We start from the raw sequence: 17,852 nt of genomic DNA, 5'->3' as shown, positions 1-17,852 counted from the left end.
GTTCTCCACAACCTGAAATGAACGCAGTACGTCCATGGTAGGGAGGCGGGGGGACATGGCACCTGAACAAATGGCCGAAGGCCCGGAGGCGGGCAACACCCTGCCGCCCCCGCGCCCGCTCGACGCCATCGATCAGGACATCCTGCGGATGCTCCAGGCGGACGGCCGCGCGTCGATAAGGTCGGTCGCCGAACGGGTGCACGTCTCGCGCGCCAACGCCTACGCGCGTATCAACCGGCTCATCGAGGACGGCGTCATCCGCGGCTTCGGCGCCCGGGTCGACCACGAACGCGCGGGTCAGGGCACGTCGGCGTACATCACCCTGAAGATCGTGCAGAACTCCTGGCGCACGGTCCGCGAACAGCTGCGACTGCTCCCGGGGGCCTCGCACATCGCACAGGTGGGCGGGGACTTCGACGTCCTGCTGCTGGTGCACACCCTGGACAACCGGTCGCTGCGCGAGCTGGTCCTCGACCGGCTCCAGGCGATCCCCGAGGTGCTCAGCACGCGCACCCTGCTGGTCTTCGAGGAGGAGGACCTGGAGCCCCAGAGCTGACCCGCCAGGTCGGGTCCGCGGCCTAGGCCTGGTTGCGCAGTCCGGAGAAGACCAACTGGGCCACCGCGTCGGTCACTTCGCGCTCGCCCATGCCCCGCCCGTCGGGCCGGTACCACTCCACGATGGAGTTGATCATCCCGAAGACGAGCCGGGTCGCGAGCCGTACCTCCACGTCACCGCGCAGATCGCCGTCGGCCGCCGCGGCCTTCAGCAGATCGGCCACCCGGTGGTCGAAGTCACGCCGCCGCTCCAGGGCCCACCGCTCGGCATCGGTGTTGCCCCGCACCCGCAGCAGCAGCGTCACGTACGGCAGCTCGGAGGTCAGCACCTCGACCATCCGCCGCACGACGTACTCCAGCCGCTCGACGGCACGCCCCACGCGCGCGTGCTCCTCGTCGAGGATCCCGAAGAGGCCGTCCAGGGCGCGGCTGACCGCACGGCGGAGCAGTTCCTCCTTGCCGGTGACGTGGTGGTAGATCGACGACTTGGAGATACCGGCCGCCTTGGCGAGGTGCTCCATGGAGGTGCCGTCGTAGCCGCGCTCGATGAAGACCTGGACGGCTACGGAGAGCAGGGTCTCCGGGGTGTACGTGTCGCGCTTGGCGGTGGTCATGGGGTGCCCTCCCGCTTCTCGGTGGCGTACGCGTGGCGGTAGAGCGCCAGGGACGGCGCGTACCGTCCCGACGGATCACGCAGGTGCAGGTCGTCCAGGAGGTCGTAGGCCCAGCTGCGGCCGAGCCTGCGGCTCCATTCGAACGGACCCAGAGGGTAGTTGACACCCAGGCGCATCGCGGTGTCGATGTCCTCCTCGGTGGCGACGCCCTTGGCGACGGCGTCGTGCGCCAGGTCGACGATCCGGGCCACCGTGCGGGCGACGATCATCCCGGGGGCGTCTCCTACGACGCTGACGTTCTTGCCGAGCGCCTGGAAGAGGCCGGTCGCCTCGGAGAGGGTCCCCGACGCGGTGTCCTGGGAGACGGACAGGGCGATGCGGCCGGCCCTGCGGTAGTCGAGAGCGAGGTCGAAGTAGACGACGTCCCGGAACTCCACGGAGGTCTGTCCGTCGGCGAGCGCCAACTGGCCGCCGCCGGGCAGCACCATGCGCGTGCCGTGGTCCTCTTCCTCCTCGCGGACGACGATGCCCGCCTCGCGGATCAGCGCGACCAGCTCGGCCGCGGGGCCCAGATCGCCCTCCACGACGACGTACGCGGGCGCCTGGGCCGGTTCCGCGGTGTGCGGCTCGGGCAGCTCGGCGTCGTCCCCGTGGTCGTACCAGCCCTGCCCGGTCTTGCGGCCGAGGCGGCCGGACTCGACCAGGCGGCGCTGGGCCAGCGAGGGCGTGAAGCGCACGTCCTGGAAGAAGGACTGCCACACGGAGTGGGTGACCGACTCGTTGACGTCCTGCCCGATGAGGTCGGTCAGTTCGAAGGCGCCCATCTTGAAGCCGCCGGACTCGCGCAGGACGGCGTCGATGGTGGCCGGATCGGCGGCCTGCGCCTCGTAGACCGCGAAGGCCTCGGCGTAGAAGGGCCGAGCGATGCGGTTGACGATGAAGCCGGGAGTGTCGGCGCAGGCGACGGGTGTCTTGCCCCAGGCGCGGGACATCTCGTACGCGCGCGTGGCCGACGTGACGTCGGTGGCGAACCCGGAGACGACCTCGACGAGCGGCAGCAGCGGGGCCGGGTTGAAGAAGTGCAGGCCCACGAAGCGGCCCGGGTTGCGCAGGGCGGCGCCGATGGCCGTCACCGACAGGGACGAGGTGTTGGTGGCGAGCAGACAGTCCTCGCCGACGATGTCCTCCAGGTCGCGCATCAGCTGCTGCTTGACGTCCAGCCGCTCCAGGACGGCCTCGACGACCAGGGTGCAGTCCGCGAGGTCGGTCAGCGCCTCGGCGGGCAGGAGACGGGCGCGTGCGGCGTCCCGGTCGGCGGCGGTGAGCCGGTTCTTCTCGACGAGCCGGTCGAGCCGGGCGCCGATCGCGTCGGTCGCTTCCCGGGCCCGTCCCGGGACGGCGTCGTACAGCCGTACGACATGGCCCGCGGTCAGCGCGACCTGGGCGATGCCCTGACCCATGGTGCCGGTGCCGACGACGGCCACGGGGGTGCTGAGGTCGAGTGCTGTCATGTGCGCGATCCTCCCGCACGGGGTTTTCCACAGATGCGGCGGACCCCCTTGTCCCGACCGATCGTTCGGTTACTCTAACTCTGACCGCCTGTTTCCGCCCCTGATCCTTTCCCTGTTCCCGCCCAGGTCATGAGCTCGCAGACGAGTTCTTGAAACGAGGAGTTGGTCCCGCATGGCCGCCGAACCGTCCGCGCACGAGCTGATCGCCCGGCACCGGCCCACACTCGACCAGGCGCTCGAAGCGATCCGCACGCGCGCGTACTGGTCCCCCCACCCCGAACACCCGAAGGCCTACGGCGAGCACGGCAGCCTGGACGCGGCGGCGGGCAAGGCCGCCTTCGACGCCCTCCTGGGCACCCGCCTCGCCCTCGGCCAGCCCGGCACGGACGACTGGGTGGGCGGCGAAGTGTCGCCGTACGGCGTCGAGTTGGGCGTGACGTACCCGCACGCGGACCTCGACGTCCTGCTGCCGGCCATGCGCGCCGGGCAGCGGGCGTGGCGGGACGCTGGCGCGGAGACGCGTGCCGTGGTCTCCATCGAGATCCTCAAGCGGATCAGCGACCGGACGCACGAGTTCGCGCACGCGGTCATGCACACCAGCGGCCAGGCCTTCATGATGGCGTTCCAGGCGGGCGGCCCGCACGCCCAGGACCGCGGCCTGGAGGCGGTGGCGTACGCGTACGCCGAGCAGGTCCGCACCCCCGCCGTCGCGGAGTGGACCAAGCCCCAGGGCAAGCGCGATCCCCTGGTGATGAACAAGGAGTTCACGCCGGTGCCGCGCGGGACCGCCCTGGTCATCGGCTGCAACACCTTCCCTACGTGGAACGGCTATCCGGGCCTGTTCGCCTCCCTCGCCACCGGCAACGCGGTCCTGGTGAAGCCCCACCCGCGCGCGGTGCTGCCGCTCGCGCTCACCGTGCAGATCGCGCGCGAGGTGCTCACCGAGGCGGGCTTCGACCCGAACCTGGTGGCGCTGGCCGCCGAGCGTCCCGGTGAGGGCATCGCCAAGACGCTCGCCACCCGCCCCGAGATCCGGATCATCGACTACACGGGCTCGACGGGCTTCGGCGACTGGCTGGAGACCAACGCCCGCCAGGCGCAGGTCTACACGGAGAAGGCCGGCGTCAACACGGTCGTCGTCGAGTCCACCGACGACTACAAGGGGATGCTGTCCAACCTGGCGTTCTCGCTGTCCCTGTACAGCGGGCAGATGTGCACGACCCCGCAGAACCTGCTGATCCCCCGGGACGGCATCACCACCGACCAGGGCCCCAAGTCCTACGACGAGGTCGTCGCCGACCTCGCGCGGTCCGTGGACGGTCTCCTCGGTGACGACGCGCGCGCGAACGGTCTGCTGGGCGCGCTGGTCAACCCGGACGTGAAGGCTCGCCTCGAAGCTGCGGCCGGCCTGGGTGAAGTCGCCCTCGCCTCACGGGAGATCAGCAACCCGGAGTTCCCGGACGCGGTCGTCCGTACGCCGGTCATCGTGAAGCTGGACGGGGCCAAGCCGGACGACGAGGCCGCCTACATGAGCGAGTGCTTCGGGCCGGTTTCCTTCGCCGTCGCGGTCGACTCGGCGTCCGACGCGGTGGAGTTGCTGCGGCGGACGGTGCGGGAGAAGGGGGCGATGACGGTTGGGGCGTACACGACTGACGCCGGGGTTGAAGCTGCGGTTGAGGAGGTCTGCCTGGAGGAGGCGGCGCAGTTGTCGCTGAACCTGACGGGTGGGGTGTTCGTCAATCAGACCGCCGCGTTCTCTGACTTCCACGGGTCTGGTGGCAACCCGGCTGCCAACGCTGCTCTGTGTGATGGGGCGTTTGTCGCCAACCGGTTCCGGGTTGTTGAGGTTCGTCGGGACGCCTAGGAGCTCGGGAGGTTCGGTATCTGCGCGACTGGCGGTCCGATGTGGCTTGTCGCGCAGTTCCTCGCGCCCCTAAAGGGGCGCTGCTGTGGACGTGCTCCAGTGGTACAGGGTCATCGCCACGCTCGTCGCCAGGTTGTAGCTGGAGACCTGGGGGCGCATCGGCAAGGACACCAAGTGGTCGGTGCGGGCGCGCAGTTCGGTGGACAGGCCGCTGCGCTCGGAGCCGAAGGCGAGGACGGCGTCGTCCGGGAGCTTCAGACCCCGGATGTCGTCGCCCTCCGGGTCGAGGGCGAATACCGGGCCGGACGGCAGCTCGTCGATCGTCAGGCGCTCCACGGCGGTCGCGTAGTGCAGGCCCGCCCCGGCGCGCACGACCGTCGGATGCCAGGGGTCCAGCGTCCCGGTGGTGACCACACCGGTCGCCCCGAAACCGGCGGCGAGGCGGATCACGGCGCCCGCGTTGCCCAGGTTGCGCGGGTTGTCGAGGACGATCACGGGTGCGCTGCGGGGCGTGTGCGCGAGCTTCCGGAGATTGGCCTCGCGCGCGGGGCGTACGGCCAGGGCGGCCACCGCCGTGGGGTGGGGGCGCGGCACGAAGGACCGGTACGTGTCGTCCGGGACCTCTGTCAGGAGCGCGTCCAGGGTGTCCCGTACGTCGGGGGCCAGTTCGGTGGCGAGGGCGAGGGCCGCCTCCCGGTCCGTGGTGACCGCCAGCGGGACCTCGGCCCCGAAGCGCAGCGCGTGCTTGAGGGCGTGGAATCCGTCGAGCAGCACGGAGGTCTCGGCGAGCCGGTGCCAGGCGGCTGCGGCGGGGTCGGTCATGCCGGGAAGCCTACGTGGCTGTGCTCGGGGTTCTCCGGGGCGCGCGGCTCCCCCGGATCCCCGTCCGGCACCGTAGGGCCGCCCCGCGCGAACAGCCGCCCACGCGCGCGTGCCACCCACCCGCCCAGCCTCCGCAGGAACGACGTCGGCAGGAAGACCGCGTCCGTCGCGATCATCGCCAGGGAGAAGAACGGCAGCCCCAGGAGCACGGCGATCACGGCGTGCTCGGTCATCATCAGGGCCAGCAGGACGTTCTTGACGCGCCGGTTGAAGAGCGTGAACGGGAAGGCGACCTGCACGATCACGGTCCCGTAGGTCACGAGCATCACCATCGTGCCGCTGCCGGCCAGCAGGTCGGCGAGGGCGGGCCAGGGGGAGAAGTAGTCGAGGTGGAGCGGGTAGTAGACGGCGGTGCCGTCCTGCCAGCGGGAGCCCTGGATCTTGTACCAGCCGGCCGTCGCGTAGATCAGACAGGCCTCGCTCGCGATCACGAACAGCGCGCCGTTGTGGATCACGTTCGCGACGATGTCGAGGAGCACCCGGGGCTCGTACGACTTCGCGTACCGCCCGATCACCCACCACAGGGCCTGCGTCAGCCAGACGCCCCACAGGAGCGCGGGCACGAACCAGTCGCTGTCGAACCGGTCCCCCGCAGTCACCGCGACGAGCGCCGCGCCGAGCACGGCCCACAGGACGGGCCCGGCCCGGTCGGGAATCCGCTCCCCACGCGCGCGTGCGTCCCGTGTACGGGCGGCCCGGCGCGCGTCGAGGGACCAGACCTGGCCGCAACGGGTGAACACCAGGTACAGGGACATCAGGTGCAGGACGTTGTCGCCGCCGTCGCCCATGAAGACGCTGCGGTTCTGCAGCGAGAGCACGCCGACCATGAAGAGCACGGACATCGTGCGGGTGCGCCAGCCCAGCAGCAGCAGGACGCTCGCCAGCACGGCCAGCGCGTACACCGTCTCGAACCAGAACTGCCCGTCCCACCACATCAGGGCGGTGAACGCGCCGTTGTCCGCGATCAGTTGGCGGGCCAGGCCCCAGCTCCACGGTCCGTCGGGGCCGTAGAGCTCCTGGCGGTGGGGCAGTTCGCGGAGCAGGAACAGCAGCCAGGTGCCGGCGAAGCCGATGCGGATGACGGCGCTCTGGTACGGGCCGAGGGCCGACTCGGTGACGCGGGCGATGCCTCGGGAGACCGAGGCTCCGAAATCGTTCACCGGACGCCTCCCGCGGCCTCGTCCGCCGGGACCGGCCACCAGGGCAGCAGACGGTACTGAGGGGTGGTCGACACCTGCTCGTCACTCCACTCGGGCGGGGGCACGTTGGTCGTACGGGAGCGGACCTGGACGCGCTGGACGACGCCGCCCTGTCCGCCCGCCGCGTCGTCCCGGTCCAGGCGCAGCACGACGATGCGCCGCAGATACGTCTCCGCGAGCGTGCCGCGCAGACCGATCGGGCGGTTGGAGCTGTCGTGCGTGGCGGTGAGGAAGTCCCAGGCCCGGCGCAGCTCGTTCTGCTCGGTGTGGCTCGGCAGCAGATTGCCGTCGATGGCGGCGCCGTCCTCGGCCGACAGGTCGTACCAGCCGGTCGTACGGGTCGTGCCGTCCGCGGTGCGGACATCGGCGCGCACCTGGACCTCGATGTTCTGCTGCAACGGGTTCGGCGCGAACAGCTTCCAGTTCTGCTCGAACTCCGGGTAGATCCACTCGTCGATCGCCTTGCCGTGCTGCTTCGTCACCGTGTTCGACGGCGCGACGTGCAGGAACACCATCCCGAGATGGACGAGCGCGGCCACCGCTACGACGGCGACCGCCAGCGCGGCGCCGACCTGATAGCGCAGGGACAGCGCGCCGACTCCGATACGGGCGTCGGGGTGCGCAGGGTCGGCGGTGGGCGCGTCCGCGGGATCGTAGGGCGGCTGCGGCTGCGGCTGCGGTGGTGCCTGCGGCTCGGGCGGAGGCGGGGGTGGGGACAGCTGCGGGGGCTGCTGGGCGGGCACGTGCGGCCCCTCGGGGGCGGCAGGCTCCCGCGGCCTCTCCTCGGAGGCGTTCGAGCGTCCGTCGTTCGCGTCCATTCCTCCCCGTTCCCGCTTCCCGTCCGGCTTCGGCCGCCCCGCGTCGCACGGAACGGTACTCAGGCACACGCCCTCGGCACAGTCCTGTGCCGCACCGCCACGCATGTTGTCCACAACGGCTGCTCGCAGGTTATCCACAGCCGTTGACGTCCCGCCTCGGTGCATATCACCATCAAGCAGGCAGACGGAACGATCAGTGGGCAGGGAGCGGCCGACCGACCGTTCCCTTCTTCTAGAACCTGTTCTATCTTGACGCTCCGTCAGATCAGATCAGGTCGTGCGGGTGCGGGGAGGGCAGGGACCGTGGACTTCACCTTCAGCGAGGAGCAGCAGGCGGCGGCCGAGGCCGCGGCGGGGGTGTTCGCCGATGTCGCGCCGGACGGTGTGCCCAGTCCGGCCGACACCACGGGCGCCGTGGCCGACGACTTCGACCGCGCGCTGTGGGCCAGGCTCGCCGAGGCGGACCTGCTGAGCCTGCTGCTCGACGAGGCGTACGGCGGCGCGGGGCTGGACGCGATCGCCCTGTGCCTGGTGCTGCGGGAGTCCGCGAAGGTGCTGGCCAGGGTGCCACTCCTGGAGAGCAGCGCGGCCGCGGCGACCGTACAGGCCTACGGCGGCGAGGAGTTGAGGTCCGCCCTGCTCACCCGGGCCGGCCGCGGCGACCTCGTGCTGACCGTCGCCGCGCACGGCCGCACCGGTCACGACCCGGCCGAACTCGCCGTGACGGCACGGCGGGACGGTGACCGCTGGGTGCTGGACGGGGTGCAGACCGCGGTGCCGTGGGCGCACAACGCGGACCTGGTCGTCGTACCGGCGCACACGGACGCCGACCGGACCGTCCTCGCGCTGGTCGCCCCGGACCGCGAAGGGGTCGTCCTCGCCGAGCAGATATCCACCACGGGCGAGCGGCTCGCCGAACTGCGCCTGGATTCCGTGCCGATCGCGCGGGTCGACGTCATCGACGCCGACGGAGCCTGGGAGTGGCTGCGCGATCTGCTGACCGCCGGCACCTGCGCGCTGGCCCTCGGACTCGGCACCGCCGTCCTGCGCATGACCAGCGAATACACCGGCAAGCGCGAGCAGTTCGGATTCCCCGTCGCGACCTTCCAGGCCGTCGCCGTGCAGACCGCCGACCGCTACATCGACCTGCGCGCGATGGAGGCTACCCTGTGGCAGGCCGCGTGGCGGATCTCCTCGGGAGCATCGGGCACCCTGCCCGCCGCCGCGGACCTGGCCGTGGCCAAGATCTGGGCCTCGGAGGGGGTACGACGCGTCGTGCAGACCGCGCAGCATCTGCACGGTGGGTTCGGCGCCGACACCGAATACCCCCTGCACCGGTACCACGCCTGGGCCAAACACCTGGAACTGTCGCTGGGCCCGGCGGCGGCCCACGAGGAGGCGTTGGGGGATCTGCTGGCGGCCCATCCGCTGAGCTAGATCCCGCTGACTACAAGTACGGCTACAGCACGAAGCCCGGCTGGCCCTCGTCCGTGACGACAGGGCGGCCCGCCGCCGCCCATACCTGCATGCCGCCGTCGACGTTCACGGCGTCGATACCCTGCTGGGCCAGGTACGTCGTGACCTGGGCCGAACGCCCGCCGGAGCGGCAGATCACATGGACCCTGCCGTCCTGCGGCGCCGCCTCGGTCAACTCGCCGTACCGGGCCACGAATTCACTGATGGGGATGTGCAACGCCCCCGTGGCGTGACCCGCCTGCCACTCGTCGTCCTCGCGGACGTCCAGCAGGAAGTCGCCGTCCTTGAGGTCGCCGACCTCGACCGTGGGCACACCAGCTCCGAAACTCATGCCCCGACGCTACCCGACGGGCCTTCCGACGCGTGCGGCTGCGAGAGCAGGTTCGCCAGCTCCGCCTCCCGCTCGGCGACCTGGGCGAGCAACTGCTCGGCGATCTCGTCGAGCAGGCGGTCGGGGTCGTCCGGGGCCATCCGGAGCATGGAGCCGATGGCGCCCTCCTCCAACTCCCGGGCGACGAGCGTGAGGAGCTCCTTGCGGTGGGCGAGCCATTCGAGGCGGGCGTAGAGCTCCTCGCTGGGGCTCGGGCCGCGCTCCGCCGGGGCCGGTCCGGCGGCCCACTCCTCGGCCAGCTCGCGCAGCAGCGGGGCGTCGCCGCGGCTGTAGGCGGCGTTGACCCGGGTGATGAACTCCTCACGCCGCTTGCGCTCGTCGTCGTCCTGCGCCAGGTCGGGGTGGGCCTTGCGGGCCAGCTCGCGGTAGAGCTTGCGGGCCTCGTCGCTGGGGCGCACCCGCTGCGGCGGCCGGACCGGCTGGTCCGTGAGCATCGCCTCGGCCTCCGGGAACAGGCCGCTGCCGTCCATCCAGCCGTGGAACAGTTCCTCGACCGCGGGCATCGGCATCACCCGGGCCCGCGCCTCGTCCGCCTTGCGGATGTCCTCAGGGTTGCCGGTGCGTGCGGCCAGGGCCTCGGCGATCTGCGCGTCCAGCTCGTCGAGGCGGGTGTACATCGGGCCGAGTTTCTGGTGGTGCAGCCGGGAGAAGTTCTCGACCTCGATGCGGAAGGTGTCCACCGCGATCTCGTACTCGATCAACGCCTGCTCGGCAGCCCGTACGGCCCGGTCCAACCGCTCCTCGGGCCGGGGCGCGGCACCGTCCGCCGGGTGGGAGTCGGCCGCGCTGTCCGCCGGGTGAGAGTCGGCCGCACCTCCACCGATGATGCCCTCGGGTCCGGGGGCGCTGGCGTCCGCACCCTCGCCGGTGCCCTCGCTCGCGGAAGTGTCACCCGCCGCGGCTCCGGCGGCGGACGGCACCTCGGCACCCGCCTGCTCCGGCGCCGGTTCACCAACGGGCACGGACTGGGACTGCTCAGCTTCCGGGGTCGTCACCCGACCAGCGTAGGCCACGGCCCGACGGGCTACGGGGCATCGGTTGGGCTGGGACCTTGTGGACCACGGGTGACCTCGCCGACGGTGGAGCATCGGCTGTGCCGGCAGTGCCTTATGAACTGCGGGTCATGTCGCCGCCGGTGCCGTTCACGCCCTGCGGACGGGCGGTTCGGGGGCCTCGGTCGGCGGAGGGCACCTGTCTTACCCCGGAGAACCCGCCCCGGGCGCCGATCGACAACCCTCCTCGGAGGTCTCCGGAGGATCGCCGGAGAAACCCCCGAGCGCCTACACCCCCATCTCCGCCGCGATCCGCCCCGCCCGCACCGCCCCCACCAACTCCGCGTGGTCCGCCTCGGTCCGGTCGGCGTAGGCCACGGCGAACGTCGCTATCGCCTCGTCCAGTTCGTCCTTCTTGCCGCAATAACCGGCGACCAGGCGCGGGTCGGCGCTGTGGGCGTGGGCGCGGGCCAGGAGGGCGCCGGTCATCCGGCCGTAGTCGTCGATCTGGTCGGCGGCGAGGGCGGCCGGGTCGACGCTGCCCTTGCGGTTGCGGAACTGCCGTACCTGGAACGGCAGTCCGTCGACCGTCGTCCAGCCCAGCAGGATGTCGCTGACGACCTGCATCCGCTTCTGCCCGAGCACCACGCGCCGGCCCTCGTGCGCGACGGACGGCGCGTCGAACCCGGCACTCTGCAGATGCGGCACCAGCGCCGAGGCGCGGGCCTCCTTCACCTGGAGGACGAGCGGTTCGCCGCGATGGTCCAGGAGCAGCACGACGTACGACCGCGTACCCACGCTGCCCGTGCCGACGACGCGGAAGGCGACGTCGTGCACCGTGTGCCGGGCGAGCAGCGGGAGGCGGTCCTCGGAGAGCGTGCCGAGATACTCCTCCAGCGACGCCGCCACCGCCGCGGCCTCCGCGTCCGGGATCCGCCGCAGCACCGGCGAGGCGTCGACGAAACGGCGCCCGCCGTCCTCCGCGAGCTCGGTCGACTTGGCCGCGAACCGCCCGCTGGTGTTGCCCCGCGCCTTCTCGGAGACCCGCTCCAGCGTGCCGAGCAGGTCACGGGCGTCGGCGTGGGAGACCAACTCCTCGTCCGCGATGGCGTTCCACGCGTCCAGCACCGGGAGCTTGGCCAGCAGTCGCATGGTGCGGCGGTAGGAACCCACCGCGCCGTGCGCCGCCGTACGGCAGGTGTCCTCGTCGGCGCCGGCCTCCCGGCCCGCGAGCACCAGCGAGGCGGCGAGCCGCTTGAGGTCCCACTCCCAGGGGCCGTGCACGGTCTCGTCGAAGTCGTTGAGGTCGATGACCAGGCCGCCGCGGGCGTCGCCGTACAGGCCGAAGTTGGCCGCGTGGGCGTCACCGCAGATCTGGGCGCCGATCCCGGTCATGGGGGTGCGGGCGAGGTCGTAGGCCATGAGTCCTGCCGAACCGCGCAGGAACGCGAACGGCGTGGCCGCCATCCTGCCCACCCGTATCGGCGTGAGCCCGGGGATACGGCCGCGACCGGACTCCTCGACGGCGGTCACCGCGTCGGGCCGGGAACCGTCCAGGTCGAAAGCGGCGTGCGCGCTGCGCGGGACGCTCTCCCGCAGCGCCTTCCCCTCTTCCTTGGGCGACCCCTCCACGGGCCACGTGGCGAAGCCCCGCACTCCGGGCAGCCTGCGCCCCGCACCGATACCGGCCTCGGTCATACCGACCGCCTCCCCCGTACACACCCACGCTCACACGTGCGTTCGTCCGAACATCAACTCGCGACGACCGTACAGCCGGTGGCGAAAACACGTCAGGCCCTGTGGACAACTCCGCGGCTGTGGAAAACCGGTACTGATCGAAGCCTCACCGGCGCCGAACGATGCCTCACCGACGCTGAACGATGCCTCACCGGCGCCGATCCAGGCCTCACCGATGCCGTCGAAGCCTCAGCGATCGGCACGCGTGCCCAACCCGACAGCCCGACCCGGCGGCAACCCGACCTACCCCAACCCGACTTACCTACCCCGACCTACCTACCTCGGCCTAGCACGGGCCCGACTGCCACCCCTCGCGCAGATGCACCTGGGCCCACGCGCCGAGTTCCCGAAGTGCCGGTCCCAGCGCCTTCCCCGACTCCGTCAGCCGGTACGAGACGCGCAGCGGCGGGCCTTCGTCGACCTCGCGGACGAGCAGCCCGGCGGCGCCGAGTTCGGTGAGCCGGTCGGAGAGCATGCGTTCGCTGATGCCCGGGATCGCCCGGCGCAGGTCGGCGAAGTGGACGGGCTGCGCCATCAGGACGGCCACGATCGGCCCGGTCCAGCGCTTTCCGAACAGCTGGAAGACACGGGTGATGCCGTCGTCCACCTTCTTGCACGCATCCGTGCCGTGACTCTGTTCGACCGCCATGCCCCCAGGGTACTGCCCTCCCGTATGGGGATGAAAAAAAGTAAGTACCTGTGTTATTCATAGTCGAGTACGAAAACATAGCTACTGAACAACGCGACGGGACTGTTGCGCCAGGACCCGCTCGACCCCTCGTTCAACACCTCGATCGGCACCTCACTCGACACCTCTTGGAGACCCCCATGGCCACGCTCCTGCACATCGACTCGTCCGTGTTCCCCGCCGGCGCCAGCGCCTCCCGTGCCGTAGCCGACGCGTTCCGCACGTCCTGGGAGGAACAGCACCCGGAGGGCACGGTGATCCACCGCGACCTCGCCGCGAACCCCGTTCCGCACATCACCGTCGACGCCCACACCGCCGGCTTCGCCGACCCGGCCACGCACACGCCCGCGCAGGCGGCGGCCTTCGCCGAGCGCGTGCAGCTCATAGAGGAGCTGGAGCAGGCGGACGCGGTGCTGATCGGCGCCCCGATGTACAACGCCACGATCCCCTCGACCCTGAAGGCCTGGCTGGACAACGTGATCCTGATGGGCCGCACCGCGGGCACCGAGGACTCGAAGGTGAAGGGCATCCCGACCGTCGTGATCGCCAGCCGCGGCGGCGCCTACGGGCCGGGCACCCCGCGCGAGGGCTACGACTACGTCCAGAACTACCTGAAGGCGATCCTCGTCGACGCCCTCGGCCTGGACGCCGAGTTCATCGTCCCGGAGCTCACCATGGCGCCGCAGAACCCGGCGATGGCCGACCTGGTCCCGCTCTACGAGGCGTCGCGTGAGCGCGCCCTCGGCGACGCGGCCACCAAGGCGAAGGACCTGGCGGAACGCCTCGCGGCCTGATCCGGCCTCCGACCTCCGACCTCCGACCTCCGACCTCCGCTTCAGGTGAGAACAGCGTGTGATTGTCCTCACCTGAGGCGGGGATCACGGAAGCATCACCGAAGCCGGCGCCTGGCTGGTTCCCCGTACTGCGGCCGCCCCAGCGGCAGCACCGTGCCCGAGCTCACTCGCCCTCTTCGCGCCGCTTCCCCATCCAGGACTGACAGATCCATCGGGCAAGCGCTCCTACCAGGACAGCGACGACGATCGCCCCCCAGTCGATGACATGCGGAAGCCCAGGAAAGAAGCCGAAGAAGGCAAGCGTCACCACAAGGCCCGCCACAAACGCGGCGATCCCGACCGACCGCCGTCGCGCCTCCCCGGACTGTTCCCGACCTTGCTGCTGATCGATCATGAACGGCTCACTTCGTGATGTGGTGGCACTGACTCACCCGCCGCATCCCATTGACGTAGAGATGCGCACACGCTTTTCCATAACGAGGCAACGTCCGGGGAGAGTTGTTCCTCATCGGATCGATCTTGCACTCGGGGTGCGTTCGCCCGCGGGATGTCCGATAGGTCTTGTTGTTGGTATCGGCGTACGTGAAGTCGATGCGCCAGTTGCAGAACCCGCTGCTCAGCGCACCGACGAAGGCGCAGTCGACGCCCGCGTTCTGGTAGGTGATCCGCTTCCCGCCACCTCGGACGATGTGCGTGAACAGGCAGCCGGTCGGAATCTTCACCGTCATGCCGCCGACGCTGTACTCGAAGGTCCGGACAGGAGTCGACCCGACAGCACCGGCCTGAGCCGCGGAGGAAGCCGTCAGCACGAGAGCGAATGCCGCGGCTAAAGCCGCGAAAAGCTTGGACCGATACAGCGCGACCATCAAACGATTCCCTTCCGGCGGAGCACCTCTTACGACCGGAAAGAACTCCGTCGCCGCGATCATGTTTCTGGCCGACGGAATGGTTCACCGACTTGAGTGATCAAGAGTTAGTGCGCTGACCAGGTGATTCGTTTCCGCGCCCCAACCCGTCGAGCTGCATGTCGGTCGCCTCAGGAAGAACCCGCCGCACACGGCTCAGACGTGGATCCAGGGCCGGATCGCCCACAACTCCCAGGCGAAGCGGCGCAGTCGCGCCTGCTCGACGTACGTGGCCGTGTCGCCGTAGTCGATGTTGAGGTGCCGCCCGAGGACAACGACAGCCACGCTCCCCGCTCCGGCGACCTTCAGTGCCGTGGACGCGGACTGAGCGTGGTTGCCTGTGGTCCAGGTGCCGTCGATGAGCAGCACGTTTTCGCCCCAGAGTGCCGACGACGTGTAACGCTCCGTTGAAGCGGAGCGGCCGAGCGCCGATGCGCCGGGCGTCGGCGTGAGCAGGTCGCGGTACCGGTCGCGGGTGACGTCGACCACACCGGCGACCATGTCGCGAAGGGGATGATCTTCACGACCACTGGTGCTGGGCACCGTCGTGACGACGTCGAAGCCGGATATGGCGCAATGGTCCGCGATGCAGTCTTCATGCAGGGCGAGGAAACGCCACGGGACAGCCGCCAATCCCGTACGAAAGTACTGCTGTTGAGGGCCGGTGGCGTTTTTGTAACGCCACAACTCGTTGGCGTACTGCTCTCCCTTGACAGCCGGCCGGGTAGCAGGGGAGGGCCGAGGAAGTTGGCATAGCGGGCGGCCAGCCCGACGACGGTTGCCACCCGGGTCCGCCGGCTACGCCCAGGTGAGCTCGCCCGTGGCGGGGACGAGAGAGTCGAGTTAGCCAAAGACGTCGTCAGGGCCGTCGATGACGGTGGTGTTGGGCCTGGTCGCGTACTCCCGTGCCCATTCGTGGGTCATCAGAGAGCGCATGAGGAAGACCCGTCGACCGTGCTCCAAGGCGAGGCGGGCCTGCATACGGGCGCCACTGCGATACGCCGCCTCGACCACGACAGTGGCGAGACTGTAACCACTCATCACGGCGTTACACAGGGGGAACGAGATCTTCGAGGGCGGGGCGTCGGGCCAGAACTGGGAGATCAGCGGCCCCCGCTCGGCGATCTCCTGCTGGAGCCCTGCGTTCTGCGCCGGGTAGGAGCGCCGCAGGCCGGTGCGATGACGGCGACGGTCCGGCCGCCGACGGCGAGAGCGGTGCCGTGCGCGGCGCTGTCGATCCCGGCGGCAAGGCCACTGACCACCGTCACGCCGCGCTCGGCGAGCCCTCCCGCGATGGCGCGGGCATGCGCGATGCCCTCCGGAGTGGGGGCACGGGTGCCCACGACAGCCACCCGGAGATCGTTGCTGACGGGCGTACCGCGCAGGAACAGGAAAGGCGGACGTTGGTGGACCAGCCGCAGATCAAGCGGATAGTCATCCTCCAGGATCGTCACCAGTCGCATGCCCTCGCGCTCCCAGGCAGCGATCTCGGCGGCGACGGACTCCAGGTCCGAGGCAGGCTCGGTGTCGAAGAGAGCGCCCTGCCCAGAGGCGTCGAGCGTGTCCTCAAGCACGTCGCGTGCGCTTCCGACCGTCTCGATCTGGTCGGTGAGTTCGGGCCAAGGGCGGTCACCGCGTCGTAGAAATGCGACGAGGGCGGCTCGCTCCAGCTCCTGGTCCATGTCGCCAAGTGCAGGAAAAGCGTCCGGACCCAGCAGCGGAAGATGCGCGGCGGAATCGAGGAAAGCCCGTCAAGACACCGCCGACTGCCATCGGAGCCCGACGCGAATGGAAACACCGGGCGTCGGTGGTCGGACAGTGACGAGCGATAGAGCTGCTCAGCGGCCACCCACCCGCCCCTCGGCGACCTTGCGTCAGGCCGAACTGGACCCAGCCCGAAGAGTGAGACAGCCCACACTTCAGCCACTGAAGATCAACAGCCACAGAGACAGCGGCTCGCCGGTCACACCGAAGTCGTCCATGTAATGACCATCACACCGAGCCCCGGGCTGCCCCGGCACAGCGAAACGGACTGATCGTGATCACGAAGAAGCCCCCCAGGTCCAAGACCTGAGGGGCTTCTGTCTGTGCGCGAGGGGGGAGTTGAACCCCCACGCCCTTTCGGGCACTGGAACCTGAATCCAGCGCGTCTGCCTATTCCGCCACCCGCGCATTGGGTGTGTCCTCAGGCCCTTCCCCCAGGGGGCTGGCGCCTTCCGACATGCAGAAGATTAGCACGGTGCACGGGGTGGATTCACATCCCTTTCCCCTGGGCAGGACCCCCCGTTCCCCTGAGCGGGACGCCCCTCGCAAGGCCCCCCATCAGCACCCTTCAGCGTCCCGCCGGCACCACGCCGGCACCACATCGGCGCTCATCAGCACCCCATATCGCCCCTCACCAGCGCCCACCCACCCTCACCCACCCCCGCCGACTCCCACCGGAACCCCCATCCACCCCAGCCACCTCCCGCCGAACGCCCAAACGCCCAGAGCGCCACGCCCCCCACCACGCCCACCGCCCCCAACACCTCCCGCCCCACCCTCGTCGAACACCCCGCACCCCCCACCACGTACCAACGTGGACCGGTTCACGTATCAACCTCGTACCGGTAACCGCCATCTCCCCAGGAGGCGGCCAAGGTCCACAGTCAGGTGCGGGACACTTGTCTGCGGCCCCCTCTACGATCCTGGGCAGGAGTAGTGCACAGGCAGTAGTGCAGAAGGAGTTCGACGGGCCGACAAGGGGGAACCAGCCGATTTACCGGCGCGTGGATACGATCAGTAAGCAGTACCAAGGCAGTCGGCACGACAATCACCACTACAGGCACGACGACAGACACCACGGCAGCCGGCACGGCGGTCGGTACGACAGCCAGTGCGGCGACGACGGAGGAGGTGCCCCATGGGAGTCCTGAAGAAGTTCGAGCAACGCCTCGAAGGTCTGGTCAACGGCACCTTCGCCAAGGTGTTCAAGTCCGAGGTCCAGCCGGTCGAGATCGCCGGCGCGCTCCAGCGGGAGTGCGACAACAACGCGACGATCTGGAACCGCGACCGGACCGTCGTACCCAACGACTTCATCGTGGAGCTGAGCACGCCGGACTTCGAGCGGCTCAGCCCCTACTCCGGACAGCTCGGTGACGAGCTCGCCGGGATGGTGCGCGACTACGCCAAGCAGCAGCGCTACACCTTCATGGGACCCATCAAGGTCCACCTGGAGAAGGCGGACGACCTCGACACCGGTCTGTACCGGGTGCGCAGCCGTACGCTCGCCTCCTCCACCAACCAGCAGGCTCCCGGGACCCCCGCTCCGGCGGCACCCCCGGCAGCGGGACGGCCCGGCGGGTACGGCTATCCGCCCGCCGCCGCGCCCGCGAGCGCCCCACCGCCCATGCCGGCCTCGCCGCCGCCCGGCGGTCGGGGCTCGGC

17 protein-coding genes, 1 tRNA gene and 1 pseudogene are annotated in these 17,852 nt (G+C 70.1%); 5 read left to right on the top strand and 14 right to left on the bottom strand.

Going from position 1 to position 17,852, the window contains the following annotated elements; genetic code table 11:
• The first annotated feature begins 55 nt into the window (after window positions 1-55).
• Window positions 56-556: an Lrp/AsnC family transcriptional regulator gene (locus SPR02S_RS01725; RefSeq protein ID WP_373283246.1), complete on the top strand. Its 501-nt coding sequence runs from the start codon at window positions 56-58 to the stop codon at window positions 554-556.
• A gap of 22 nt (window positions 557-578) precedes the next feature.
• On the opposite strand, the gene SPR02S_RS01720 is transcribed toward SPR02S_RS01725, so the two are convergent.
• Together SPR02S_RS01720 and SPR02S_RS01715 are read right to left on the bottom strand one after the other, a co-directional pair.
• On the bottom strand, window positions 579-1,169 hold the full coding sequence (locus SPR02S_RS01720) for a TetR/AcrR family transcriptional regulator (protein WP_019055200.1): 591 nt from the start codon (window positions 1,167-1,169) through the stop codon (window positions 579-581).
• Window positions 1,166-2,680, bottom strand: a complete 1,515-nt coding sequence (locus SPR02S_RS01715) for a 3-hydroxyacyl-CoA dehydrogenase (RefSeq protein WP_019055199.1) — start codon at window positions 2,678-2,680, stop codon at window positions 1,166-1,168. Before SPR02S_RS01715 ends, SPR02S_RS01720 begins: the two co-directional genes overlap by 4 nt.
• Before the next feature lie 172 nt (window positions 2,681-2,852).
• Between SPR02S_RS01715 and paaN the strand changes: the two genes are divergently transcribed.
• Window positions 2,853-4,544, top strand: coding sequence for a phenylacetic acid degradation protein PaaN (paaN, locus tag SPR02S_RS01710; protein WP_019055198.1), 1,692 nt, complete (start codon window positions 2,853-2,855; stop codon window positions 4,542-4,544).
• 69 nt (window positions 4,545-4,613) lie between these two features.
• Here the strand turns inward: paaN and SPR02S_RS01705 are convergent, their stop codons facing one another.
• Genes SPR02S_RS01705 through SPR02S_RS01695 form a run of 3 tightly spaced genes read right to left on the bottom strand, consistent with a single transcriptional unit; the run spans window position 4,614 to window position 7,443 of the window.
• The gene (locus tag SPR02S_RS01705; protein ID WP_019055197.1) at window positions 4,614-5,366 is read right to left on the bottom strand and encodes a TrmH family RNA methyltransferase; all 753 of its coding nucleotides are present in this window, start codon (window positions 5,364-5,366) and stop codon (window positions 4,614-4,616) included.
• Complete coding sequence (locus SPR02S_RS01700; RefSeq protein ID WP_019055196.1) at window positions 5,363-6,586, bottom strand: HTTM domain-containing protein; 1,224 nt, start codon at window positions 6,584-6,586, stop codon at window positions 5,363-5,365. Before SPR02S_RS01700 ends, SPR02S_RS01705 begins: the two co-directional genes overlap by 4 nt.
• Complete coding sequence (locus tag SPR02S_RS01695) at window positions 6,583-7,443, bottom strand: DUF5819 family protein (protein WP_019055195.1); 861 nt, start codon at window positions 7,441-7,443, stop codon at window positions 6,583-6,585. The genes SPR02S_RS01700 and SPR02S_RS01695 overlap by 4 nt, the downstream gene beginning before the upstream one ends.
• A gap of 303 nt (window positions 7,444-7,746) precedes the next feature.
• Between SPR02S_RS01695 and SPR02S_RS01690 the strand changes: the two genes are divergently transcribed.
• Window positions 7,747-8,880 carry an acyl-CoA dehydrogenase family protein gene (locus SPR02S_RS01690; protein WP_019055194.1) on the top strand — a complete coding sequence of 378 codons (1,134 nt, stop codon included), beginning with the start codon at window positions 7,747-7,749 and terminating at the stop codon, window positions 8,878-8,880.
• Between the two features lie 22 nt (window positions 8,881-8,902).
• Here the strand turns inward: SPR02S_RS01690 and SPR02S_RS01685 are convergent, their stop codons facing one another.
• The 4 genes from SPR02S_RS01685 to SPR02S_RS01670 all read right to left on the bottom strand — a co-directional run bounded on the left by SPR02S_RS01685 (window position 8,903) and on the right by SPR02S_RS01670 (window position 12,688).
• Window positions 8,903-9,232 carry a rhodanese-like domain-containing protein gene (locus SPR02S_RS01685; protein WP_019055193.1) on the bottom strand — a complete coding sequence of 110 codons (330 nt, stop codon included), beginning with the start codon at window positions 9,230-9,232 and terminating at the stop codon, window positions 8,903-8,905.
• Window positions 9,233-9,246: 14 nt separating this feature from the next.
• Window positions 9,247-10,305 (bottom strand): J domain-containing protein, encoded by a 1,059-nt coding sequence (locus tag SPR02S_RS54940; protein ID WP_078622784.1) that lies wholly within the window; start codon window positions 10,303-10,305, stop codon window positions 9,247-9,249.
• Between the two features lie 285 nt (window positions 10,306-10,590).
• Entirely contained in the window at window positions 10,591-12,000 is a 1,410-nt protein-coding gene (locus tag SPR02S_RS01675; protein WP_019055191.1) for a DUF2252 domain-containing protein, read from the bottom strand.
• Window positions 12,001-12,325: 325 nt separating this feature from the next.
• Complete coding sequence (locus tag SPR02S_RS01670) at window positions 12,326-12,688, bottom strand: winged helix-turn-helix transcriptional regulator (RefSeq protein WP_019055190.1); 363 nt, start codon at window positions 12,686-12,688, stop codon at window positions 12,326-12,328.
• Between the two features lie 179 nt (window positions 12,689-12,867).
• Here SPR02S_RS01670 and SPR02S_RS01660 point away from each other — a divergent pair, with 179 nt between their 5' ends.
• Entirely contained in the window at window positions 12,868-13,521 is a 654-nt protein-coding gene (locus SPR02S_RS01660; protein WP_019055188.1) for an FMN-dependent NADH-azoreductase, read from the top strand.
• Window positions 13,522-13,684: 163 nt separating this feature from the next.
• On the opposite strand, the gene SPR02S_RS01655 is transcribed toward SPR02S_RS01660, so the two are convergent.
• From SPR02S_RS01655 to SPR02S_RS01635, 5 genes and pseudogenes are all read right to left on the bottom strand, one after another.
• Complete coding sequence (locus tag SPR02S_RS01655) at window positions 13,685-13,915, bottom strand: hypothetical protein (RefSeq protein ID WP_019055187.1); 231 nt, start codon at window positions 13,913-13,915, stop codon at window positions 13,685-13,687.
• Between the two features lie 7 nt (window positions 13,916-13,922).
• Window positions 13,923-14,387, bottom strand: a complete 465-nt coding sequence (locus tag SPR02S_RS64625) for a hypothetical protein (protein WP_019055186.1) — start codon at window positions 14,385-14,387, stop codon at window positions 13,923-13,925.
• 195 nt (window positions 14,388-14,582) lie between these two features.
• Window positions 14,583-14,927 carry a hypothetical protein gene (locus SPR02S_RS64620; protein ID WP_019055185.1) on the bottom strand — a complete coding sequence of 115 codons (345 nt, stop codon included), beginning with the start codon at window positions 14,925-14,927 and terminating at the stop codon, window positions 14,583-14,585.
• Between the two features lie 342 nt (window positions 14,928-15,269).
• Window positions 15,270-15,889: pseudogene (locus tag SPR02S_RS54930) on the bottom strand (DNA-processing protein DprA).
• 625 nt (window positions 15,890-16,514) lie between these two features.
• Window positions 16,515-16,598 (bottom strand) — tRNA-Leu (locus SPR02S_RS01635).
• 730 nt (window positions 16,599-17,328) lie between these two features.
• On the opposite strand from SPR02S_RS01635, the gene SPR02S_RS01630 reads away from it, so the two are divergent.
• Window positions 17,329-17,852 (top strand): DUF3662 domain-containing protein (locus SPR02S_RS01630; protein ID WP_019055184.1); only part of this gene is annotated, 524 nt, incomplete at its 3' end.

The organism is Streptomyces prunicolor NBRC 13075, assembly GCF_000367365.1.
Lineage (GTDB): Bacteria > Actinomycetota > Actinomycetes > Streptomycetales > Streptomycetaceae > Streptomyces > Streptomyces prunicolor.
This window is presented reverse-complemented; position numbering and strand designations above follow the sequence as displayed.

Excerpts from the sequence above, each read along its gene's own strand:
- SPR02S_RS01705 (WP_019055197.1), bottom strand. The coding sequence starts at position 5,366 with ATGACCGACCCCGCCGCAGCCGCCTGGCACCGGCTCGCCGAGACCTCC.
- SPR02S_RS01720 (WP_019055200.1), bottom strand. The coding sequence starts at position 1,169 with ATGACCACCGCCAAGCGCGACACGTACACCCCGGAGACCCTGCTCTCC.
- SPR02S_RS64620 (WP_019055185.1), bottom strand. The coding sequence starts at position 14,927 with ATGGTCGCCGGTGTGGTCGACGTCACCCGCGACCGGTACCGCGACCTG.
- SPR02S_RS01670 (WP_019055190.1), bottom strand. The coding sequence starts at position 12,688 with ATGGCGGTCGAACAGAGTCACGGCACGGATGCGTGCAAGAAGGTGGAC.
- SPR02S_RS01660 (WP_019055188.1), top strand. The coding sequence starts at position 12,868 with ATGGCCACGCTCCTGCACATCGACTCGTCCGTGTTCCCCGCCGGCGCC.
- SPR02S_RS01675 (WP_019055191.1), bottom strand. The coding sequence starts at position 12,000 with ATGACCGAGGCCGGTATCGGTGCGGGGCGCAGGCTGCCCGGAGTGCGG.
- SPR02S_RS01725 (WP_373283246.1), top strand. The coding sequence starts at position 56 with ATGGCACCTGAACAAATGGCCGAAGGCCCGGAGGCGGGCAACACCCTG.
- SPR02S_RS01695 (WP_019055195.1), bottom strand. The coding sequence starts at position 7,443 with ATGGACGCGAACGACGGACGCTCGAACGCCTCCGAGGAGAGGCCGCGG.
- SPR02S_RS01715 (WP_019055199.1), bottom strand. The coding sequence starts at position 2,680 with ATGACAGCACTCGACCTCAGCACCCCCGTGGCCGTCGTCGGCACCGGC.
- SPR02S_RS01655 (WP_019055187.1), bottom strand. The coding sequence starts at position 13,915 with ATGATCGATCAGCAGCAAGGTCGGGAACAGTCCGGGGAGGCGCGACGG.
- paaN (WP_019055198.1), top strand. The coding sequence starts at position 2,853 with ATGGCCGCCGAACCGTCCGCGCACGAGCTGATCGCCCGGCACCGGCCC.
- SPR02S_RS64625 (WP_019055186.1), bottom strand. The coding sequence starts at position 14,387 with ATGGTCGCGCTGTATCGGTCCAAGCTTTTCGCGGCTTTAGCCGCGGCA.